Annotated in this window: 19 protein-coding genes; 14 read left to right on the top strand and 5 right to left on the bottom strand. The window is 65.8% G+C overall.

Annotated features, from left to right (window positions below; translation table 11 throughout):
* Window positions 1-17 precede the first annotated feature (17 nt).
* From ctaD to NDK18_RS19140, 4 genes are all read left to right on the top strand, one after another.
* A complete protein-coding gene (gene ctaD / locus NDK18_RS19155) occupies window positions 18-1,643 on the top strand; it encodes a cytochrome c oxidase subunit I (RefSeq protein WP_250626576.1) in 1,626 nt (541 codons plus the stop codon).
* Window positions 1,624-1,782: a hypothetical protein gene (locus tag NDK18_RS19150; protein WP_250626577.1), complete on the top strand. Its 159-nt coding sequence runs from the start codon at window positions 1,624-1,626 to the stop codon at window positions 1,780-1,782. Before ctaD ends, NDK18_RS19150 begins: the two co-directional genes overlap by 20 nt.
* Before the next feature lie 71 nt (window positions 1,783-1,853).
* The gene (locus NDK18_RS19145) at window positions 1,854-2,744 is read left to right on the top strand and encodes a cytochrome c oxidase subunit 3 (RefSeq protein ID WP_250626578.1); all 891 of its coding nucleotides are present in this window, start codon (window positions 1,854-1,856) and stop codon (window positions 2,742-2,744) included.
* Window positions 2,745-3,074: 330 nt separating this feature from the next.
* Complete coding sequence (locus NDK18_RS19140) at window positions 3,075-3,983, top strand: alpha/beta hydrolase (RefSeq protein WP_250628723.1); 909 nt, start codon at window positions 3,075-3,077, stop codon at window positions 3,981-3,983.
* Window positions 3,984-4,015: 32 nt separating this feature from the next.
* On the opposite strand, the gene NDK18_RS19135 is transcribed toward NDK18_RS19140, so the two are convergent.
* Complete coding sequence (locus NDK18_RS19135) at window positions 4,016-4,234, bottom strand: twin transmembrane helix small protein (RefSeq protein WP_250626580.1); 219 nt, start codon at window positions 4,232-4,234, stop codon at window positions 4,016-4,018.
* Between the two features lie 62 nt (window positions 4,235-4,296).
* Here NDK18_RS19135 and NDK18_RS19130 point away from each other — a divergent pair, with 62 nt between their 5' ends.
* Genes NDK18_RS19130 through cyoE form a run of 4 tightly spaced genes read left to right on the top strand, consistent with a single transcriptional unit; the run spans window position 4,297 to window position 7,667 of the window.
* Window positions 4,297-5,028 carry an SURF1 family protein gene (locus NDK18_RS19130; protein WP_284691676.1) on the top strand — a complete coding sequence of 244 codons (732 nt, stop codon included), beginning with the start codon at window positions 4,297-4,299 and terminating at the stop codon, window positions 5,026-5,028.
* Window positions 5,025-5,594 carry a hypothetical protein gene (locus NDK18_RS19125; protein WP_250626582.1) on the top strand — a complete coding sequence of 190 codons (570 nt, stop codon included), beginning with the start codon at window positions 5,025-5,027 and terminating at the stop codon, window positions 5,592-5,594. Before NDK18_RS19130 ends, NDK18_RS19125 begins: the two co-directional genes overlap by 4 nt.
* Window positions 5,594-6,742: a COX15/CtaA family protein gene (locus NDK18_RS19120; RefSeq protein WP_250628722.1), complete on the top strand. Its 1,149-nt coding sequence runs from the start codon at window positions 5,594-5,596 to the stop codon at window positions 6,740-6,742. The genes NDK18_RS19125 and NDK18_RS19120 overlap by 1 nt, the downstream gene beginning before the upstream one ends.
* Window position 6,743: 1 nt before the next feature.
* Window positions 6,744-7,667, top strand: coding sequence for a heme o synthase (gene cyoE / locus NDK18_RS19115; RefSeq protein WP_250626584.1), 924 nt, complete (start codon window positions 6,744-6,746; stop codon window positions 7,665-7,667).
* 53 nt (window positions 7,668-7,720) lie between these two features.
* Here cyoE and NDK18_RS19110 read toward each other — a convergent pair whose 3' ends face one another.
* Together NDK18_RS19110 and hemH are read right to left on the bottom strand one after the other, a co-directional pair.
* Complete coding sequence (locus NDK18_RS19110) at window positions 7,721-8,557, bottom strand: alpha/beta fold hydrolase (RefSeq protein WP_250628721.1); 837 nt, start codon at window positions 8,555-8,557, stop codon at window positions 7,721-7,723.
* Complete coding sequence (hemH, locus tag NDK18_RS19105; protein ID WP_250628720.1) at window positions 8,554-9,600, bottom strand: ferrochelatase; 1,047 nt, start codon at window positions 9,598-9,600, stop codon at window positions 8,554-8,556. The genes NDK18_RS19110 and hemH overlap by 4 nt, the downstream gene beginning before the upstream one ends.
* A 111-nt stretch (window positions 9,601-9,711) precedes the next feature.
* Here hemH and NDK18_RS19100 point away from each other — a divergent pair, with 111 nt between their 5' ends.
* From NDK18_RS19100 to tatC, 4 genes are all read left to right on the top strand, one after another.
* Window positions 9,712-10,398, top strand: a complete 687-nt coding sequence (locus NDK18_RS19100) for a lipid-binding SYLF domain-containing protein (RefSeq protein ID WP_250626587.1) — start codon at window positions 9,712-9,714, stop codon at window positions 10,396-10,398.
* Window positions 10,399-10,461: 63 nt separating this feature from the next.
* A complete protein-coding gene (tatA, locus tag NDK18_RS19095) occupies window positions 10,462-10,719 on the top strand; it encodes a twin-arginine translocase TatA/TatE family subunit (protein WP_250626588.1) in 258 nt (85 codons plus the stop codon).
* A 15-nt stretch (window positions 10,720-10,734) separates the two neighbouring features.
* Window positions 10,735-11,187: a Sec-independent protein translocase protein TatB gene (tatB, locus tag NDK18_RS19090; protein ID WP_250626589.1), complete on the top strand. Its 453-nt coding sequence runs from the start codon at window positions 10,735-10,737 to the stop codon at window positions 11,185-11,187.
* Window positions 11,174-11,944, top strand: coding sequence for a twin-arginine translocase subunit TatC (gene tatC / locus NDK18_RS19085; RefSeq protein WP_250628719.1), 771 nt, complete (start codon window positions 11,174-11,176; stop codon window positions 11,942-11,944). Before tatB ends, tatC begins: the two co-directional genes overlap by 14 nt.
* Before the next feature lie 40 nt (window positions 11,945-11,984).
* Here tatC and NDK18_RS19080 read toward each other — a convergent pair whose 3' ends face one another.
* Together NDK18_RS19080 and NDK18_RS19075 are read right to left on the bottom strand one after the other, a co-directional pair.
* A complete protein-coding gene (locus tag NDK18_RS19080) occupies window positions 11,985-13,355 on the bottom strand; it encodes a S41 family peptidase (RefSeq protein ID WP_250626591.1) in 1,371 nt (456 codons plus the stop codon).
* Between the two features lie 53 nt (window positions 13,356-13,408).
* Window positions 13,409-14,566: a murein hydrolase activator EnvC family protein gene (locus NDK18_RS19075; protein ID WP_250628718.1), complete on the bottom strand. Its 1,158-nt coding sequence runs from the start codon at window positions 14,564-14,566 to the stop codon at window positions 13,409-13,411.
* Between the two features lie 263 nt (window positions 14,567-14,829).
* On the opposite strand from NDK18_RS19075, the gene gltB reads away from it, so the two are divergent.
* Together gltB and NDK18_RS19065 are read left to right on the top strand one after the other, a co-directional pair.
* Window positions 14,830-19,281, top strand: a complete 4,452-nt coding sequence (gene gltB / locus NDK18_RS19070) for a glutamate synthase large subunit (RefSeq protein ID WP_250628717.1) — start codon at window positions 14,830-14,832, stop codon at window positions 19,279-19,281.
* Window positions 19,278-20,720, top strand: a complete 1,443-nt coding sequence (locus tag NDK18_RS19065; RefSeq protein WP_250628716.1) for an FAD-dependent oxidoreductase — start codon at window positions 19,278-19,280, stop codon at window positions 20,718-20,720. The genes gltB and NDK18_RS19065 overlap by 4 nt, the downstream gene beginning before the upstream one ends.
* Window position 20,721: the final 1 nt, after the last annotated feature.

The following is a 20,721-nucleotide window of genomic DNA, read 5'->3' as shown; positions in this document are numbered from 1 at the left end:
AGGTAGAGGTTTAGGCCATGGCCCACGCAGCCCACGACCAACACGATCTTCACGACCACGAGCATCACGGTCCGCCGAAGAATTTCATCGAGCGGTGGGTGTTCTCCACCAACCACAAGGACATCGGTACCCTGTACCTGGTGTTCGCGCTCACCATGTTCTTCATCGGCGGCAGCTTCGCCATGGTGATCCGCGCCGAGCTCTTCAAGCCCGGCCTGCAGCTGGTGCAGCCTTATTTCTTCAATGAGATGACCACGCTGCATGCGCTGGTGATGATCTTCGGCGCGATCATGCCGGCCTTCGTCGGCCTGGCCAACTGGATGATCCCGCTGATGGTGGGCGCGCCGGACATGGCCCTGCCGCGCATGAACAACCTGTCGTTCTGGCTCATGCCCTTTGCCTTCTGCGTGCTGCTGTCCACGCTGTTCATGCCCGGCGGCGGCCCCGCCGGTGGCTGGACCATGTACCCGCCGCTGTCGCTGCAGGGTGAGTCGATCGCCTACACCGTGTTCGCGGTCCACCTGATGGGTATCTCCTCCATCATGGGCGCGATCAACATCATCGCCACCATCCTGAACATGCGCGCCCCGGGCATGGACCTGCTTAAGATGCCGGTGTTCGTGTGGAGCTGGCTGATCACCGCCTTCCTGCTGATCGCGGTGATGCCGGTGCTGGCCGGTGCGGTCACCATGCTGCTTACCGATAAATACTTCGGCACCAACTTCTTCAATGCCGCCGGCGGCGGCGATCCGGTCCTGTACCAGCACATCTTCTGGTTCTTCGGGCATCCGGAGGTCTACATCATGATCCTGCCGGCGTTCGGCATCGTGTCGGAGATCATCCCGACCTTCGCCCGCAAGCCGATCTTCGGCTACAAGGCGATGGTGTTCGCGATTGCTTCGATCGCCTTCCTCTCGTTCATCGTCTGGGCGCACCACATGTTCGCCGTGGGCCTGCCGATGGGCGCGGAGATCTTCTTCATGTACGCCACCATGCTGATCGCGGTGCCGACGGGCGTGAAGGTGTTCAACTGGGTCACCACCATGTGGGGCGGCTCGATGACGTTCGAAACGCCGATGCTGTTCTCCATCGCGTTCGTCATCCTGTTCACCATCGGCGGCTTCTCGGGCCTGATGCTTGCCCTTGCCCCGGCCGACTTCCAGTACCACGACACCTATTTCGTGGTGGCGCACTTCCACTACGTGCTGGTGACCGGCGCGGCCTTCGCGATCATCGCCGCCGCCTACTACTGGATACCGAAGTGGTCGGGCAACATGTACAACGAGACCTGGGGCAAGATCCATTTCTGGTCCAGCGTTATCTCGGTGAACGTGCTGTTCTTCCCGCAGCACTTCCTGGGCCTGGCCGGCATGCCGCGCCGCATCCCCGACTACAACGTGGCCTTCGCCAACTTCAACATGATCAGCTCCATCGGCGGCTTCTGGTTCGGCGCCTCGCAGCTGATCTTCCTGGGCGTGGTGATCCACACGGTATTCTTCGCCAAGAAGAAGTCGCCGGATCGTTCGTGGGAAGGCGCCAAGGGCCTGGAATGGACGGTGCCTTCGCCGGCTCCCTTCCATACCTTTGCCGTGCCGCCGGTGATCAACGACGACGAGCTGGCCCATGGCCACGTCGACCATTGATGCCTTGAACGCCCATACAGCCAATCAGGAAGCGGAAGTCCAGGCGCGCCGCAAGCGCGCCCGGCGGACTGCCTGGATCGTCGGCGGCATTGCCTTCGCGATCTTCCTGCTGTCGATTTTGCAGATGCTCAACGTTTGAGCGGATGGTTCTTCCGACCGGATGTCCGGCCGGAGGATGCAGTAAAAACAAGATATCCACGGGAACACACCATGGGTCACCAGCAAGACGACGTCTATTACGTACCGAAGAACAGCTATTGGCCGATCGTCGCGGCCATCGCCATGTTCACCACCGTCTACGGTGCCGCCCACTGGCTCAATGCGCAGCCTGGTGAAGCCGGCTTCGGCAAGGGCATGTTCTGGACCGGCGTCGTCCTGGTGCTGGGCATGTTCTTCGGCTGGTTCCGCTCGGTGATCCACGAATCACGCGCCGGCAGCTACAACGCCCAGGTGGACCGTTCCTTCCGCATGGGCATGCTGTGGTTCATCTTCTCCGAAGTGATGTTCTTCGGTGCGTTCTTCGGCGCGCTGTTCTACGCCCGCATCTTCTCGGTGCCCTGGCTCGGCGGCGAAGGCCATGGCGTGCTCACCCACCAGTTCCTGTGGTCGACCTACTCGGCCGCCTGGGGTGCCAGCGGCGGCGGCGGTCCGGCAGCCGTCGGCGGTGCCTTCCAGACCATCCCGGCCTGGGGCCTGCCCCTGGTGAACACGCTGATCCTGCTGTCCTCGGGCGTCACCATCACCATCGCCCACCACGCGCTGCGCGGCGGTCGCCGCGGCCAGCTGCTGCTGTTCCTGGGCCTCACGGTATTGTTGGGCAGCCTGTTCCTGTACTGCCAGTCCCACGAGTACATGGAGGCCTACCAGAACTTCAACCTCACGCTGCACAGCGGCGTGTACGGCGCAACGTTCTTCATGCTCACCGGCTTCCACGGCATGCACGTGACCCTGGGCACCATCATGCTGGCCATCATCTGGCTACGCTGCGCCAAGGGCCACTTCACCCGCGACCACCACTTCGGCTTCGAAGCCGTAGCCTGGTACTGGCACTTCGTCGACGTGGTCTGGCTCGCGCTGTTCATGTTCGTCTACGTCCTGTAGGGCGGTGAGGGGTGGGAGCCGTCGGGCGTCACCCCCAGTCACTAAGTCCTCGTCGGGCTTCGCCCTCCTGCGGAATCGTTCCCGGGGGTGACGCCCGACGGCTCCCTCCGACCCCATGAGGTGGGTGAGAGCAGAGCAAACGAGCTGGTCGTATGGGCCTTTGCCCGTGCTGTGCACAGCATCAGCTTGAAATGGCCGCCCACCATTCGCGGTGAGCTACACGCCCCGCTTTCCCCACGGTCCGCCACTACGTCCGGGGGAAGGCTTCGGGTGTCGTTTTCGGAACGCTTCCGCAGGAGGGCGAAGCCCGACGAGGACTTAGTGACGAAAATGACACCCGAAGCCTTCCTCCCCCGCACGCTAGCGTTTTTGCTTATGCTGCTGGCTGGCGATGCCTTGGCCGGGCCGATGAACCTTGATGACTACATGGCGCTTGATGGGCCTGCGCCCACTGCCCACGTGGCTTACGGGAGGGCGCCGTCGCAGTACGCGGAATTATTCCTGCCACCCGGGAGAGGGCCTTTTCCGGTGGTCGTGCTGGTGCATGGCGGGTGCTGGAACTCGAAATTTGGCGGGATTGTGCAGATGCGGCATATGGCCGGCGAGCTGCAGAAACGGGGCGTGGCCGTGTGGAACGTGGAGTACCGGCGGCTGGATGAGGATGGCGGCGGTTATCCGGGCACGTTTCGGGACATGAATGCGGCGATGAATGAATTGCGGACCGTTGCCGCGGCGCGGGGTCTGGACCTTAGGCGGCTGGTGGCGGTGGGGCATTCGGCGGGCGGGCAGTTGGTGCAGTGGCTGGCCGGTCGGGCCCGTATTCCGGCGCAGAGTTTGCTGCATGAGGCCCGGCCGGTGCCGGTGCGGCACGTGGTGAGCCTGGGTGGGTTGGCTGATCTACGGCATGAGCGTGCGCTGATCCGGCAGACCTGCGACACCAATGTGGATGATCTGACCGGGAAGCCGTCAACGGGACGGGCGGACGTATTCAGTGATACCAACGCGGCCGCGCTTACGCCCAATGGCAGCAGCACGGTGCTGATTACCGGCGAGTTGGACGATATTTCCCCGCCGCGGGTGGCCCGGGACTATGCCCGCATGGCGCAGGGCAAGGGGGACGATGCCCAGGTGGTGATCGTGCCGTGTGCCTCGCATTACGACGAGGTGTCCACGAAGTCGGCGGTATGGCCGGAGGTATGGAAGGCCGTGGCCTCGGGTCTGGGCATCCACCCAAATTGACGCAGGTCCGGGGTGGTGCCCCGGGCAAGGGGTTAGAATTGCCCCACCCCGTGCGGGTGCAGCCAGCCCATGAAGATCCCCAGGGCGATCATGGCGATCAACAGCAGCGACAACCCGATGCGGCGCGTCAGGGCCCAGACGGTGCGGCTGCCCTGGCCCTTGTCGGTCATCATGAAGTACAGGGCCTGGCCGAGATTGAACAACACCACCAGCAGCAATATCACCAGCGCGTATTTGTAGATGGTTTCCACGTGATCGGCCCGAACCCTTTCGACCACCGCAGTATAGCCCCCACCACGCGGTACCCCGCGTGATGCGCCTGCGCCGTCCGTCGTGGTTCGCGGTGCTCCTGACCGTTGCCGGAACCTTGCTTTTCATACGCTTGGGCGTGTGGCAGCTCGACCGCGCGGCGGAGAAGGACGAACTTCTGCGACGGTATGCCGCATCGGCCACCGCGGCGCAGGAAGACTTCGCAGGCGTGGCATCCAATCCGCCGGGTGACCGCTATCCGCGTGTAGGAGTCACCGGGCAGTTCGTGCCGGGCCGGGAGTACTACCTCGACGACCAGACGCATGCCAGCCAGCAGGGCATCCATGTGTACGCGCCGTTCAAGGTGGATGGCATCGCTGACCTCCTGCTGGTGGACCTGGGCTTCGTGCCGCGCGAGGCAGGGCATATCCCACAGGTGCCGCCGTTGCCGACGGGCGCGCAGTCCCTGCATGGCTTGTACGTGCCCACGCCGGGGATCGGCATACGCATGGGCGGCAATGCGCTGCCCACGCAGAATGCCTGGCCTAAGACGACGATCTACCTGGACACCACCGAGATCGGCATGGACCTGAAGCAACGCATGTTCCCGCGCGTGTTGCTGCTCGATGCCGATCCGCATGCGGCCTACGTGCGCGACTGGACACCGGGCTTCATGCCGCCGGCGCGGCACCGCGCCTACGCCTTCCAGTGGTTTACCTTCGCCTTGGCGGCGGTGGTCATTTTCTTCATCCTGCACCGTAAGCCACGGCGCAGGGCTAAAGGACGATCCGAATGAATCCTCCCGTGCAAGACAAGCCGCGCCCGACCGGCCGCGGCAAACTGGTCCTGGTATTGCTGGTGTTCGTGGCACCCTTTGCCGCGGCGGCCCTGCTTACCATCACCGGCTGGCAGCCCACGGCCAAGGGAAATGGTCTCCCTATCGAGCCACAGCGGAGCTTCGCTGACGTGCGCATCGACCTGGCCAAGGGCGGCAGTTACGTGTGGCGCGATCCGTCCGAGCCTCGCCTGACATTGATCGCCCTGCCGGGTCCCGGCTGCGCCGCACGGTGCGTGGATACGCTGCTGAAGATGCGCAACGCGCGCATCACGCTCAATCGCAACAGCGACCGCTTGCGCCTGCTTTACCTGGGCGAACCCCCGACAGACAAAGCCGCCGATGCCTTCATGGGCGATTACGTCGTGGGCAGGGACGTGGACGGCAAGCTGGAGTCGTTCCGGCCGACCGAGCCTGATTCCGTGTCGGCTGTTTTCGTGGAGTCCAATACCACCGCGCTGGCCCAGTATCCTGCCGGTTTCGATCCCTCGGGCCTGCGGAAGGATTTGCAGAAGGTGATCAAATAATGGTGTCGCGTCGCCTGCGCATCCTGCGCGCCATTGCTGTGGTCGCAGCCATCTTTGCCTTTTGCGTGGTGATGTTCGGCGCCTTCGTGCGCCTGTCCAACGCGGGACTGTCCTGCCCTGATTGGCCCACCTGCTATGGCGAGGTGACGTGGCCCGGCCATGCGCACGAGATCGCCCAGGCCAACGAAGCTTTTCCCGACCGTCCCTATGAAACCCACAAGGCATGGCGCGAGCAGGTGCACCGTTTCCTGGCGGGGTCGCTGGGCGTGATGGTGCTGGCGATCGCGCTGATGTCGGCTTGGCGGCGCAAGTTTGCCATCGCCGCCTTGCTGGCGTCGGCGGTGTTCGCCGCGGTGGGCGTGGGCATGTACATGCACGGCGAGCACGTGGTGTCGTCGGTGCTGTCGGCGCTCGCCATCGCCTTGCCCTTGCTGGTGGCCTGGCGGCTGGATCGTCCCGATGCGTGGCGGGTGGGCGTGCTGGTGCTGGGTGTGATCATCTTCCAGGCGATGCTTGGGATGTGGACGGTCACGCTGTTGCTCAAACCGATCGTGGTCATGGGGCACCTCTTGGGCGGCATCGCCACCTTCGGCTTGCTGGCCTATGCGGCGCTGCGTTTCTGCGGCGTGGGCTCGGACGACGACCGCCATGCGGCACTGCGCAAGCTGGTGGTACTGGGCATGGTGTTGCTGGTGTGCCAGATCGCCCTGGGCGGCTGGACCAGTTCCAACTATGCAGCGCTCGCGTGCGGCACCGACTTCCCGACCTGCCAGGGCCAGTGGTGGCCGGCGACGGATTTCCGCGAAGGTTTCGTGCTGTGGCGCGGCGTGGGTGTGAACTACGAAGGCGGCGTGCTGGACATGGCCGCGCGCAGCGCGATCCAGATCGCGCACCGCATCGGCGCGCTGGTGGTGTTCTGTTACCTTGCCTGGCTGTCGCACAGGCTCGCCCGCGCGGGGCTGCGCGGCGCCGGCATCGCGGTGGGCGTGGTGCTGTTGGCGCAGGTGGCGCTGGGCATCGGCAATGTGCACCTGGGACTGCCGCTCCCCGTCGCAACCGCGCACAATGGCGTGGCGGCGCTGCTGCTATTTACCCTGCTGGTGTCGCTCTCGCGCACGCAGCTGCGATCGATTGAACCGGGAACCTGACGTGGCCAAGTCGACCTTCGGCGAATACCTCGAGCTCACCAAGCCGCGCGTCGTGGCATTGCTGGTGTTCTGCGCCGTCATCGGCATGTTCCTGGTGCCGGGCATCGCGCCGGGCTTCCCCATGGGCCTTCCGCCCTGGCGCGCGCTGGTGTTCGGCACGCTGGGCATCTGGCTGGCCTCGGCATCGGCGGCAGCCTTCAACCACCTGATCGACCAGCGCATCGACAAGGTGATGGCGCGCACCGCGCACCGGCCGCTGGCGACGGGGCATCTTTCCCCGCGGCAGGTGTTTGTCTTTGCCCTGGGGCTGGGCGTGTTGTCGATGCTGGTGCTGGTGCTGCTGGTGAACACGCTCACCGCGGTGCTCACCTTCGGCGGCCTGATCGGCTACGCCGTGGTCTACACCGCCTACCTGAAGCGCGCCACGCCGCAGAACATCGTGATCGGCGGGCTGGCCGGTGCGATTCCGCCGGTGCTGGGCTGGACGTCGGTCACGGGCGAACTGCATCCGTTCGCGCTGCAGTTGTGTTTGATCATCTTCGTGTGGACGCCGCCGCATTTCTGGGCGCTGGCGATTTTCCGCCGCGAGGATTATTCCCGGGCCCAGGTGCCGATGTTGCCGGTGACGCACGGGGTGGTGTACACGCGTTGGCACGTGCTTTTCTACACCATCCTGTTGTTCCTGGTGACGATGCTGCCGTACCTGATGCACTACAGCGGGCTGTTGTACCTGGGCGGCGCGGTGGTGCTGGGGGCGGGGTTCCTGTATTACGCGGTGCGCCTGTTGAACCCGCCGGATGAGCTGTTCTCGATGAAGGTATTCAACTTCTCCATCGTCTACCTGATGGCGTTGTTCGCCTTCCTGCTGGTGGACCACTACCTGGTGGCGCCGCGGACCGTCATGGAAATCACGGTCGGGTCCTGAAGTGGCTGATTGGGGGTCAGAGTCATTGACTCTGACCCCGGCCAACGCGCGGGCTAATTCTTTTGCAGGAAGAAGGCCGCCACTTCGGCGGGTTTCTCCAGATGCAGGTGGTGCCCTCCGGACATCCGCTCCACGGTGATATCCGCCACGCAATCGATGCGGGCCTGGATGGTTTCCGTTTCCATGTACGGCATGGCGGGGTCGGCCAGCAGCAGGCGGGTGGGGGCCTCGATGCCCAGCAGCAGGGACATCACCTGGGTTTCGGCCAGGCGGATCGGGGTGGATGAGGCAAGGCGCGGGTCGCTGCGCCAGCTGTATCCGCCAGGGACTTTGGCCAGGCTCCGGGTCACCATCCCCTGCACCAGTTCCGCCGGCGTCTTGCTCACGGCCACCCGTGCCGCGATGGCGTCGTCCATGTCGCTGAAGACGCGCAGGCTGCGCGGGCGTTCCTGCAGCGCAGTCAGGCCCTCGCGGAAACGCTCAAGCGTCCGCGAGCCGTCGTCGGCCATCGCTCCCAGGCCTTCCACCAGCAACAGTTCCCGCACACGCGTGGGCACGGCCGCGGCCGCGAGGCTGGCGATGCCCGCACCCAGCGAGTGGCCGAGCAGGCTGAAGCGATCCAGGCGCAGCGCATCGGCGGCGGCGATGGCGGCGCGGACATAATCCACATAGTGGTAGGGCAGGCCCGGTGGCAGGTGGGCCGAGGCGCCATGGCCGGGCAGGTCCAGCGCGATCAGGCGGTAGCGTTGCGACAGCAACGGCGCTAGCCGCTCGAAGCTGGCGCTGTTGTCCAGCCAGCCATGCAGGGCCAGCAGCGGCGGAAGGTTTTCGTCGCCCCAGGCCTGCGCTGCAAGCTGCAACCCCGGGATGTCGATGGTCAGTTCGCTCATGCGTTCGCTTCCGGCCAGCCTTGCAGGTGCTGCACCACCAGCTCCGAAAGCATCGTGGCGTGGGCATCGCCGTCGTTGAGGCAGGGGATGTAGCTGAGCGTGCCGCCGCCTGCCTCGCGGAAGAACTCCGCGTTCTGCATGGCGATTTCCTCCAGCGTTTCCAGGCAATCCACGGCAAATCCGGGGCTGATCACATCCAAGCGCTTGACGCCCCGGCGGCCGAGTTCGCGCACGGTTTCGTCGGTATAGGGGTGCAGCCAGCGCTCACGACCCACGCGCGACTGGAAGCTGATGATGGCATCAACGTCGCCCAGGCCCAGCGCCTGGCGCAGGAGGCGCGCGGTGACCATGCACTGGTCGTAGTAGGGATCGCCGTTGTTGACGTAACGTTCGGGAATGCCGTGGAAACTCAGCAATAGCATTTCGCCGCGGCCATGCTGAGCCCAATGTGCGCGCACGCTGTCGGCTAGTGCGGTGATGTAGCCCGAGCGGTCGTGATAATCGTTGATCGTGCGCAGTTCTGGCGGCCAGCGCAGGCGTTTGACGCTGTCGGCGATGGCATCGAGCACGGACCCTGTGGAGGTGGCCGAGTACTGCGGGTACAGCGGCAGCACCAGCAGCCGGCGCACGCCCTCGCGCTGCATCCGCACGATGGTCTGGAAAACTTCGGGCGCACCGTAGCGCATGGCCAGTTCCACCCGAACCGGACCAGGCCGCATGCTGGCCAGCCGCGCCGCCACGCGCGCGGCCAAGGCTTCGCTCAGCACGCGCAGGGGCGAGCCCTGCGCCGTCCAGATGCGGCTGTAGGCATGCGCCGCACGCCGAGGCCGAATACGGAGGATCACCCCGTGCAGGATGGCCAGCCAAAGCAGCCGGGGGTATTCGATCACCCGCCGATCGCCGAGGAACTGGGCCAGGTAGGGACGCACCGCCGCCGCCGTGGGCGCGGCAGGTGTACCAAGATTAACCAGCAGCACGCCGATCGCCGGCGCGGTGGCGTAGGAATCGGCGGCAAGGCCGGTATAGTTATTGCTGCCTGGCATGAGGCTCGGGCCTGCTTTGGGACAGTGCAGTCTGCCATAGCGACTTGGTGCAGACCGTGCAGCCCGATGCCGCACCCGCCTCACGCCGCCCCGCAAAGGAGTTCCATCCCCATGGTCAAGCCGTTCGCCCGTTTCCTTGTCGTCCTAGCACTCGTCGCGGCGCCCTTCGCCGCCGTACATGCCGAAGACCCACCGGACGTCCGTGCACGCAATGCCGTACGCGTGCTGAAGGAAATCATGGAGGCGCCCGACAAGGGCATTCCCACCGACCTGCTTCGCGACGCCCACGCGATTGCCGTCATCCCTGACATGGTCAAGGCGGGCCTGGTCTTCGGTGGCCGCCGTGGCGAAGGCCTGATCTCGGTCAAGGGTGCGGACGGCACCTGGTCGAACCCCAGCTTCGTGACTCTCACCGGTGGCAGCGTGGGTTTCCAGGCAGGCATTTCCTCCACCGACGTGATCCTGGTCTTCCGTACCCAGCGCGGCGTGGATTCCATTGTCAACGGCAAGTTCACTCTGGGCGCGGACGCCTCGGCGGCCGCCGGGCCGGTCGGCCGTACCGCCACCGCGGCCACGGACAGCCAGATGAAGGCCGAGATCTATTCTTACTCGCGTTCGCGCGGCCTGTTCGCCGGCGTCGCCCTGGACGGCTCCGCGCTGCGCATCGATTACGATGCAAATACAGCTATTTACGGCAGCGGCGTGACGCCACGTAGGATTTTCGAAGGCGGAGTTCAGAATGTGCCTACACCGATTGTCGATTTCCGCGACAGGCTGGAAGAGTACACTCAGCGCTAATCGTCATACTTTCGAGCGTTGCCCGCGCCGCTTCGCGGGCCCGCCGTCATCGAGGTTTGTCCCATGAGCACCATCCATATCGTCTTGCTGGTCGTCGTCGTCGTGCTGATCTTCGGCACCAAGAAGCTGCGCAACATCGGCTCGGACCTCGGCGGCGCCGTCCGCGATTTCAAGAAAGGCCTCGATGGCGATGAAGAAGCCAAGCGCCAGGCTGCCGAGCAGCTGCGCGCCGATCCGCCGGCCGAGCACGCACCGCCGTCAGCCGACGCCGCCAAGGCCGCCGCCGATGCGGCGCGCGCCGAGCGCGACCGCCCGAACTAACCTCGTCACTCCGTCATGATCGAGATCAGCTTCGGCAAGCTGCTCCTGCTGGCCATCATCGCGCTGATCGTGCTGGGCCCGGAAAAGCTTCCCCATGCCGCCCGCACCGCGGGCGCCCTGTTGCGTCGCGTGCGTACCGGCTGGGACAGCGTGCGTGCCGAAGTGGAGCGCGAAGTCCAGGCCGAGGAAATCAAGCGCAACCTGCGCGAGGCCGCCGAACGCGCGCGCCAGCCGCACGACGACCTGCGCAGCACGGTCAGCGAGGTCAACCAGCAGGTGCGCGGTACCTTTACCGAGGCTGGCGACGTGATGCGTGGCAAGCCGCTCGGCGATGGTCGCCAAGACACGGCCCAGGCAGCGGATACGCCTGTCGACGTGCCGCATGTCGACGCACCGCGCGCCGAAACGCCGCATGTCAGCTCGCCTGCAGCACCCATGGATCCGGAAGGCCCCGATGTCAGCAAGTGAACCCGGACCGTCGACCGACGATCCTGTCGAGGAAGGCCTGTTTTCCCACCTGGTAGAACTGCGCGCCCGGTTGCTCCGGGCCATCGTCACCCTGTTCCTGGTTTTGATGGCGCTGATTCCGATCGCCAATCGCCTCTATACCGAGCTCGCCGCGCCTCTGGTGGCCCGCCTGCCCGCCGGCGCGCACCTGATCGCCACCGAAGTGGCGAGCTCGTTCTTCACGCCGTTGAAGCTGGCGCTGTGGGCGGCGCTGTTCATCTCGATGCCGATGATCCTGTACCAGCTGTGGGCATTCGTAAGCCCGGGCCTGTACCGGCACGAGAAACGCCTGGCCCGGCCGCTGCTGGTGGCCGCGCTGTTCCTGTTCTATGCCGGCTGCGCCTTCGCGTATTTCATCGTGCTCCCGGCGGCGTTCAAGTTCCTTACCGCCGTCACGCCCGATGGTGTTGAGATGATGACGGACATCACGCATTACCTCGACTTCGTCATGCTGATGTTCCTAGCCTTCGGGCTGTGCTTCGAGGTGCCGGTGGCGGTGGTGATCCTGGCCGCGGTGGGCGTGGTCGACGCCGAGAAGCTCGCCCGCTTCCGCAGCTATGCCATCGTCGGTGCGTTCGCGATCGCGGCATTCATCACGCCGCCGGACCTGCTGTCGATGGTGATGCTGGCCGTGCCCATGTGCCTGCTGTACGAAGTGGGCCTGCTGGCGGTGCGCTTCCTGCTGAAGCCTCCGACCGACCTGCAGAAGAGCGAATAGGCGGCGGTCGAAGCGACTCGCCGCCATGCGGTGGCTTGCCTTAGTGCGGCCGCCCGAGGGAAAGCCCGCGCACCACGTTCAGCGCTTGCGACAGGGCGAAGTCGGCGATGGCGAGCTTGCCATCGTCGTCGTCGGCAGCGGCCTTGGCCGCCACAGATTCATTGGCCAGGTGGTTGGGCAGGTCTGCTTCCGAGCCGATCAACTGTGGCGGCGATTCGCTCTTGTTGACGGCGAGGTCGGCCAGGGTGATGTCCGGGTTGATGCCTTCGGCCTGGATCGAAGTGCCATTGGGCGTGTAGTAGCGGGCCGTTGTGATCTTCACCGCGTGCTCCTCGTCGAGGGGCAGTACGGTTTGCACCACGCCCTTGCCGAAGGTGCGCCGGCCCATGATCAGCGCGCGATGGTGATCCTTCAGGGCGCCGGACACGATCTCCGCCGCTGACGCGGTGCCGTTGTCCACCAGCACCACCATCGGCGCGCCGTTCAGGAGGTCGCCCGGATGGGCGTCGAAATGCAGGTTCGCATCGGGGACGCGGCCGCGGGTGGTGACGATCACGCCCGAATCCAGGAAGGCGTCGCTCACGCCCACGGCGGAGGTCAGCAGGCCGCCCGGGTTTGAGCGCAAATCCAGCACCGCGCCCTTCTGCGGCCCATTCTTCTTGATCAGTTCGCCAAGCTTCCGTTCGACGTCGGTCGCGGTGTCTTCCTGGAACTGCGAGACGCGGATGTAGGCATAGCCAGGTGCCAGTTCGCGCACCTTGACGCTGGTGACGGCGATGCGCTCGCGGACCAGCGGCATGTCGATGGGCTTGTCGGATTTCTCATGCAGGATGGTGAGGACGATCTTGCTGCCCGGCGGGCCACGAAGCTTCTTGTAGGCCTCGTCGATGTTCTGCGGATCCACCGGTATGCCATCGACTTTGACGATCAGGTCGCCCGGCTTGATGCCGGCGCGCGAGGCGGGCGTGTCGTCGATCGGCGCCACGATGCGCAGTTCGCCGTCACCCTGCAGGACCTCGATCCCGAGGCCGCTGTACTGGCCGGTGGTGTCCTCGGAGAGCTCATCCAGGCCGTCCTTGTCCAGGTATTCGGCGTGGGGGTCCAGGCCGGTGACCATGCCGCCGATGGCGGCTTTCATGATGGTCTTGTCGTCCACTTTCTCGACATAGGCCTGTTTGACGATCTGGTAGACGCGGGTGAAGTTGCGGATGTCGTCCAGGGATACCTCGCCGGAGGTGGACGCCGACGCTGGCGAGCCCTTCATCGACGGCGGAGGCAGCGCGCTGGCGTCCGCCGCCGGGGCCTCGGGCTGGGGTACCTGGGCCAGCGCGGGGAGGGCGGTCAGCAACAGCACAGGCGCGGCCAGGCGCAAGAACTTGCGGACGGACTGGCCGGGCGGGGAAAGACGCATGCAAATCTCCAGGTTCAAGGTCCTGATGGTAATGGGCAGGCGTGCACGGCGCGTTACTTGCGCTTGGACAGCCAGCTGGCCGGATCCACCGGCTTGCCGCGCTGCCGTAGCTCGAAATAAACGCCGCCGTCGCTCAACGAAGGCGATGCCGCCGTGCCCACCGGTTGGCCGGCCTCTACGGTATCGCCCACACCATGCAGCAGGGTTTCGTTATTCCCATAGAGGGACATCCAGCCGTCGCCATGGTTCAGGATCACCAGCATCCCGTAGCCACGCAGGAAGCTGGCGTAGACCACGCGGCCGCGCGCCACGGCATGTACGGGGCTCCCCTGGACGGCGGCGATGGAAACCCCCGGGCCGTGCGCATGCACGGCACCGGTGGCGGGCCAGGGCAGGTCCCCACGGATGTTCGCCGAAGGCTTGCCGGGCTCCGCCGAGGGCGCCGAGACCACGGGGGCTTCCTCGATCACCTTCTGGAGGCGTTCGACCAGCGAATTCATCGATTGCTCGTCCTGCTTCAGGGCGGCAATCTTCCGGCCCTGGTCGGTGAGGCGGGCGTTGGCTTCGGCCACCAGCTTCTGCTGGTCGGTACGCTGTTTTCCCAGCGACGTGGCCTTGGCCTCGCGCTCGACGCGCTGGGCTTTAAGCGCTTCCTGTTCGCTGGCGATGGCCGATTCGATGTCCTGCAGGCGGGCGAGGTCGCCCAGCAGGGTCTTGATGCGCGCCACTCGGTCCTGCTGGAAATACTTTGAATAAGCCAGGGCGCGGGCGATGCGGTCCACGTCCTGATCGCCCATCAAGGTCTGCAAGTCCGAGCCGTGGCCGAGCGTATAGGCGGCGCGCAGCAGGTCGTCGAGCGCCGCGCGCTGGCGGTCGAGGGTTTTCTTCATCGTCGCGCGCTGCTCGCCCAGCTGGGCAAGGTCGTGTTCCTTCTCGGCCAGGGCCGCATCGGCTTCGCGCACGGCTTTCGCCGCGGCCGCCACCGCTTCGGCCTGCCGTGCGAGCGCCGCGTTGGCGCTGTCGCGCTGGTTGGCAGTTTCCCGCTGCTCGCGGGTCACCTCGTCAATACGCGAGCGCACGTCGTCGAGTTTTTTCTTCGCTTCCGCCTGCTCGGCCTTGCTGCCCACCTGGCGTTGCGCGGCGACGGGCGGCGCGGCGGTCAGGACGAGGGCGAGGGCCAGGCAGAGGGCGCCACATGTGGGCTTGCGCATGCTTGCGACGGGTCCTTCGAACGGGTCTCGCCATAGCATGACACGGCACCGCGGCCACGCCATACCGGGTATTGGCCCAGGCGTTACCGTCGATTTAACGCCACCTGACGCGTTTGGACGTCCAAACCTTTTGACGCAGCGCGTCAAATGTGCCTAAAGTGTGGCGTATGCCCGATCGTGCGTTCGCGCGGAAGCTTCATCCCGTGCGCGCCAACGTGTCCCCGAGGGGTTATCCCAGCAAATGCGCGCCTGGAGGCGGCCTGATGGTGAAGCAAGGCAAGCCGACGCTTTATGACGCGGCATTCGAACACGACAGCTGCGGCTTCGGGCTGGTGGCGCACGTGGGTGGCAAAGCCTCGGCCGCGCTCGTGGACACCGCGTTCTCGGCCCTGGCCAAGCTCTCCCATCGTGGCGGCGTGAATGCCGATGGCGTCAGTGGCGATGGCTGCGGCGTGCTGGTGCATGGCGCCACGCCGTGGCTGCGCGCGCTGGCAGATGAATCGGGCATTGCCGTGGGTGAGCGTTTCGCCGCGGGCCTGGTATTCGACAACCGCGACGGCGACGCTTCCGCGGCCGCGGTGCTGGAAACAAAATTGACCGAAGCCGGCCTTGCCGTGGCCGGCTGGCGCGACGTGCCGGTGAATGCCGATGCCTGCGGTCCGCTGGCTGCCGCCGAAATGCCGCGCGTGCGCCAGGTGTTCGTCAATGCCGGCAACGGCCAGAATGATGCAGCTTTCGAACGCGCGCTGTTCCGCGCCCGCCGCCTGGCGGAAGTGGCGCTGGCCGACAACGAAACCTTCTACGTGGTGTCGCTGTCGGTGCATGTGGTGGGCTACAAGGCCATGGCCGCGCCCGGCCGCTTGCGCGATGTCTACGCAGACCTTCGCCACCCTGCATTGAGCGCGGACGCGGTGGTCTTCCACCAGCGTTTCTCCACCAACACTTCGCCGCAGTGGCGGCTGGCGCAGCCGTTCCGCTTCCTCGCGCACAATGGCGAGATCAACACCATCCGTGCCAACCGGCGCTGGATGCTGTCGCGCTCCTCGGTGCTGCGCTCGCCGTTGGTGGACCTGGAAGGCATCGGCCCGCTGGTGCGACAGAAAGGATCGGATTCGGAAAGCCTCGACAACGCCCTGGAAGTGCTGCTGGCCGGTGGCATGGATCTTCTGAACGCGATGAAGGTGCTGGTGCCGCCGGCATACGCTGCGCGCGAGAACCTCGATGAAGACCTCGCCGCGTTCTACGAGTACTACGCGCTGCATTCCGAACCGTGGGATGGCCCCGCCGGCCTTGTGATCTGCGACGGCCAGTACGCCGCCTGCACGCTCGACCGCAACGGCCTGCGCCCGGCGCGCTGGGCGCTCTCCGACGACAACCACCTGATCGTGGCATCCGAGGCGGGCCTGTGGGATGTGCCCTCATCGCGCGTGGTGGCCAAGGGCCGTCTGGCGCCCGGCGAGATGATCGCCGTGGATTTCGCCAACAAGCGCCTGTTGCACGATGCCGACATCGACGACATCAACCGTGCGCGCGCACCGTTCCGTCAATGGCTGCGCGATGGCGTGGTGTATCTGGAATCCGACCTCATCGATCCGAACCTGGCCGCCGAGCCGCTGCCGGCGGAGGAACTCAAGCGCTACCAGAAACTCTACGGCCTCACCCGCGAAGAGACCGAATCGGTGCTCAAGGTGCTGGCCGAAACCGAAGCCGAGGCCACCGGCTCGATGGGCGACGACACGCCGATGGCGGCGATGTCATCGCATGTGCGTCCGCTGTTCGACCGCTTCCGCCAGGGCTTCGCCCAGGTTACCAATCCACCGATCGATCCGCTGCGCGAGCGCCTGGTGATGTCGCTGGTGACGCAGATCGGCCAGGAGCGAAACATCTTCGAACTTGGTCCGGAGAACGCCCGCCAGGTGATGCTCAATTCGCCGATCCTGTCCCAGCGCAAGCTGCGGCAGATCCTGGCGATGGAGGAATACGCCAACACGCCGCGCTTCGACCTGATGTACGGCGCGGACCAGACACTCGAAGGCGCGCTGCGCCAGCTGTGCGACGACGTCGAGGCCGCCGTGCGCGGCGGCGTGCAGGTGGTATTCCTGTCCGACCGCTATCCGCGCCGGGATCTGACCCCGATCCACTCGCTGCTTGCCACCGGTGCCGTGCATGCGCGCCTGGTGGACACGGGCCTGCGATGTCAATGCAACATCATGGTGGAGACGGCAACACCGCGCGATCCACACCAGTTCGCCTGCCTCATCGGTTTCGGCGCCACCGCGATCTATCCGTGGCTGGCCTACCAGAGCCTGTTCGACTTAGGTCGCAGTGGCCACATCCGCAAGAACGACGGCGCCCCGCGCGAGATCGGCCGCGACTACCGCCGTGGCGTGCGCAAGGGCTTGTTGAAAATCCTCTCGAAGATGGGAATTTCCACCGTCGCCGGCTACCGCGGCGCGCAGCTCTTCGAGATCGTCGGCCTGGACGATGCCGTGGTGGAACTGTGCTTCCCCGGTACGCCTTCGCGCGTGGGAGGCGCCACCTTCGCCGATCTCGATGCAGAGCAGCGCACGTTGGCCGGCGAGGCCTGGAACGACATGGCCGGTCTTCGCCCCGGTGGCTTGTACAAGTACATCCACGGCGGCGAGTACCACATGTACAACCCCGACGTGATCGCCAGCCTGCAGGTGGCGGTGCGCACGGGCCTGATGAGCGACTACCGGCGCTACGCGCAGTTCGTTGATGGCCGTCCGCCCTCGGCGCTGCGCGACCTGCTGCATCCGGTGGCGGGCACCCCGGTGCCGCTGGATGAAGTGGAACCGGTGGAAGCAATCCTCAAGCGCTTCGATTCGGCCGGCATGTCGCTGGGTGCGTTGTCGCCCGAGGCGCACGAGGCACTGGCCATCGCCATGAACCGCCTGGGCGCGCGCAGCAATTCCGGCGAGGGCGGCGAAGACCCGGCCCGCTACGGCACCGAGAAGGCATCGAAGATCAAGCAGGTGGCATCGGGCCGTTTCGGCGTGACGCCGGCATATCTGGTGAATGCCGAGGTATTGCAGATCAAGATCGCCCAGGGTGCCAAACCCGGCGAAGGCGGCCAGTTGCCGGGCCACAAGGTGGACAAGACCATCGCCCGGCTGCGCTACGCCAAACCCGGCATCGGCCTGATATCTCCACCGCCGCACCACGACATTTACTCCATCGAAGACCTGGCCCAGTTGATCCACGACCTCAAGGAGGTCAACCCGCAGGCCCTGGTATCGGTGAAGCTGGTGTCGCACGCCGGCGTCGGCACCGTGGCCGCTGGTGTCGTGAAGGCGGGCGCGGACCTCATCACCGTGTCCGGTCACGATGGCGGCACCGGCGCCAGCCCGCTCACGTCGATCAAGTACGCCGGTACCCCGTGGGAACTGGGTCTGGCCGAGACGCAGCAAACGCTGCGACTGAACGACCTGCGCGACCGTGTGCGCCTGCAGACGGACGGTGGCCTGAAGACGGGCCTGGACGTGGTCAAGGCCGCGATGCTTGGCGCTGAAAGTTTCGGCTTCGGTACCGGTCCGATGGTGGCGCTGGGCTGCAAGTACCTGCGCATCTGTCATCTCAACAACTGCGCCACGGGCGTGGCAACCCAGCATCCGGTGCTGCGCGCCGCCCACTTCACCGGCCTGCCAGAAATGGTGATGAACTATTTCCGCTTCGTCGCCGAAGACGTGCGCCTGCACATGGCTGCGCTTGGCGTGCGCTCGATGGCGGAGCTCATCGGCCGCAGCGAGAAGCTCGAACAACTCAAGGGCAGCACCACCGGGCACGGCCAGCTGGATCTTTCCCGCCTGCTGGGCACCGACGGCCTCGCCAACCACGAAGCGACGCAATGCGTGCTTCCACGCAACCCGATGCGTGACCCGGCGGCGCTGGCCACGCGCATCAACCTCGACACGCGTGACGCAGTAGCGCACGGCACGGGCGGTACATTCGACTACGATATCGCCAACACCGACCGCGCCATCGGCGCGCGGCTGTCCGGTGAGGTTGCCCGACGCTGGGGCGATGCCGGCATGAGCGGCCATCCACTCGTGCTGCGCTTGCGTGGCGCGGCAGGGCAGAGCCTGGGTGCATGGAATGCCGGTGGCGTGCAGATCGAACTGGACGGCGAAGCCAACGATGGCGTGGGCAAGGGCATGGCCGGCGGCCGCCTGGTGATCCGCCCGCCGGCGGATTCGCCCTTCGCCAGCCAGGACGCCGCCATCATTGGCAATACCTGCCTGTACGGTGCCACCGGTGGCGAGCTCTTCGCCGCGGGTCGTGCCGGCGAGCGATTCGCCGTGCGCAACTCAGGCGCCCTGGCCGTGGTGGAAGGCGCCGGCGACCATTGCTGCGAGTACATGACCGGTGGCGTGGTTGCGGTGCTTGGTTCCACGGGCCTGAACTTCGGTGCCGGCATGACCGGTGGCTTCGCCTACGTGCTCGACCTCGACCGCGACTTCGTCGATTGCTACAACCACGAGCTGGTCGACATCGTGCGCATCTCGCCGGAAGGCATGGAGCACTACATGCAGCACCTGCGCAACCTTATCTCCCGTCATGCCGAGACCACGCACAGCGCATGGGGCCGCAAGGTGCATGCGGACTTCCGGGGCCTGCTGCAGCGATTCTGGCTGGTCAAACCAAAGGCGGCGAGCCTGGATGCACTGGCCGAAGAACTGCGGAGCGCCGCATGAGCGCCAAGGACTTCCGCTTCCTTGAGGTATCGCGGCAAACGCCGCGCACGGTGCCGGTGCCGGTGCGCGTGCTGGGCTATTCGGAGATATCGGGTGACTTCGCCGCATCCGAGGCGGCCACGCAATCCGAGCGCTGCATCGATTGCGGCAATCCGTATTGCGAACACGCCTGCCCGGTGCACAACTACATCCCGAACTGGCTGAAGCTGGTGCAGGACGGCCGCCTGTTCGAAGCGGCCACCCTGATGCACGAAACCAACCCCTTGCCGGAAATCTGCGGCCGGGTGTGCCCGCAGGACCGCCTGTGCGAAGGCGCCTGCACGCTTGAGCAAACCGCCTTTGGCGCCGTCACCATCGGCAGCGTCGAGAAATGGGTGACCGACGAAGCCATCCGCCAGGGCTGGCGTCCGGATCTTTCCCACGTTCGCGAAAGCGGCCGCCGCGTCGCCATCGTCGGTGCGGGTCCGGCTGGATTGTCCTGCGCTGACCGCCTACGCCGCGCCGGTATCGCCGCCGACGTCTACGATCGTTATCACGAGATCGGCGGGCTGCTCACCTTCGGCATCCCGCCGTTCAAGCTGGACAAGGCCGTGATGCGTACGCGCCGCGAAGTGCTCGAAGGCATGGGCGTGCGCTTCCGCTTAGGCATAGAGATCGGACGCGACCTCGACTTCGCCGAACTCGTCGATGGCTACGACGCGGTGTTCGTCGGCACCGGTGCCTACACCTATGTCGACGGCCGCCTGGATGGTCGTGATCTCAAGGGCGTGCACGACGCGCTGCCTTTCCTGATCGCCAACGTCCACCGGCTGCTGCGCGATGAAGTGCCTTCGGCAACTTATGACATGCGCGGAAAGCATGTGGTGGTGCTGGGCGGTGGCGACACCGGCATGGACTGCAACCGCACGGCGATCCGCCTGGGTGCGGCGTCGGTCACCTGCGTCTATCGCCGCGACGAGGCCAACATGCCCGGCTCGCGCCGCGAAGTCGGCTACAGCCGCGAGGAAGGCGTTCAATTCCTCTTCCACAAGCAGCCAGTGGCTTTGCTGGGAGAAGACGGCCGGCTCAACGCGGTACGGGTGGTGGATACAGAACTTGTCGCCGGCGCCGATGGGCGCATGCGGCCGCAGAACATCCCCGGTAGCGAGAGCGACCTGCCGGCGGACGTGGTGATCCAGGCCTTCGGCTTCCAGCCGAGCCCGCCCGACTGGTGCCAGGTGCACGGCGTGGCGCTGGACCCTTCGGGCAAGATCCTGGTGGGCGGGGCGGGGCAGTTGCCCTTCCAGACCAGCCACCCGCGCATTTTCGCCGGCGGCGACAACGTCCGCGGTGCGGACCTGGTGGTCCGTGCCGTCCATGACGGCCGGGAAGCTGCCGGATCCATCGCCCGCATGCTGGCCGATACCCCCGTCGCCCAGCCGGTGGCCGCGGTGGCCTGAT

This window comes from Pinirhizobacter soli, assembly GCF_015905305.1.
GTDB lineage: Bacteria > Pseudomonadota > Gammaproteobacteria > Xanthomonadales > Rhodanobacteraceae > Pinirhizobacter > Pinirhizobacter soli.
The sequence above is the reverse complement of the archived record's forward strand: the minus strand, read 5'-3'. Positions and strand labels throughout refer to the sequence as shown.

Excerpts from the sequence above, each read along its gene's own strand:
- NDK18_RS19065 (WP_250628716.1), top strand. The coding sequence starts at position 19,278 with ATGAGCGCCAAGGACTTCCGCTTCCTTGAGGTATCGCGGCAAACGCCG.
- NDK18_RS19140 (WP_250628723.1), top strand. The coding sequence starts at position 3,075 with ATGACACCCGAAGCCTTCCTCCCCCGCACGCTAGCGTTTTTGCTTATG.
- tatB (WP_250626589.1), top strand. The coding sequence starts at position 10,735 with ATGATCGAGATCAGCTTCGGCAAGCTGCTCCTGCTGGCCATCATCGCG.
- NDK18_RS19075 (WP_250628718.1), bottom strand. The coding sequence starts at position 14,566 with ATGCGCAAGCCCACATGTGGCGCCCTCTGCCTGGCCCTCGCCCTCGTC.
- NDK18_RS19145 (WP_250626578.1), top strand. The coding sequence starts at position 1,854 with ATGGGTCACCAGCAAGACGACGTCTATTACGTACCGAAGAACAGCTAT.
- NDK18_RS19125 (WP_250626582.1), top strand. The coding sequence starts at position 5,025 with ATGAATCCTCCCGTGCAAGACAAGCCGCGCCCGACCGGCCGCGGCAAA.
- NDK18_RS19150 (WP_250626577.1), top strand. The coding sequence starts at position 1,624 with ATGGCCACGTCGACCATTGATGCCTTGAACGCCCATACAGCCAATCAG.
- NDK18_RS19110 (WP_250628721.1), bottom strand. The coding sequence starts at position 8,557 with ATGAGCGAACTGACCATCGACATCCCGGGGTTGCAGCTTGCAGCGCAG.
- ctaD (WP_250626576.1), top strand. The coding sequence starts at position 18 with ATGGCCCACGCAGCCCACGACCAACACGATCTTCACGACCACGAGCAT.
- NDK18_RS19080 (WP_250626591.1), bottom strand. The coding sequence starts at position 13,355 with ATGCGTCTTTCCCCGCCCGGCCAGTCCGTCCGCAAGTTCTTGCGCCTG.
- hemH (WP_250628720.1), bottom strand. The coding sequence starts at position 9,600 with ATGCCAGGCAGCAATAACTATACCGGCCTTGCCGCCGATTCCTACGCC.
- NDK18_RS19130 (WP_284691676.1), top strand. The coding sequence starts at position 4,297 with ATGCGCCTGCGCCGTCCGTCGTGGTTCGCGGTGCTCCTGACCGTTGCC.
- tatC (WP_250628719.1), top strand. The coding sequence starts at position 11,174 with ATGTCAGCAAGTGAACCCGGACCGTCGACCGACGATCCTGTCGAGGAA.
- gltB (WP_250628717.1), top strand. The coding sequence starts at position 14,830 with ATGGTGAAGCAAGGCAAGCCGACGCTTTATGACGCGGCATTCGAACAC.
- NDK18_RS19100 (WP_250626587.1), top strand. The coding sequence starts at position 9,712 with ATGGTCAAGCCGTTCGCCCGTTTCCTTGTCGTCCTAGCACTCGTCGCG.
- NDK18_RS19120 (WP_250628722.1), top strand. The coding sequence starts at position 5,594 with ATGGTGTCGCGTCGCCTGCGCATCCTGCGCGCCATTGCTGTGGTCGCA.
- tatA (WP_250626588.1), top strand. The coding sequence starts at position 10,462 with ATGAGCACCATCCATATCGTCTTGCTGGTCGTCGTCGTCGTGCTGATC.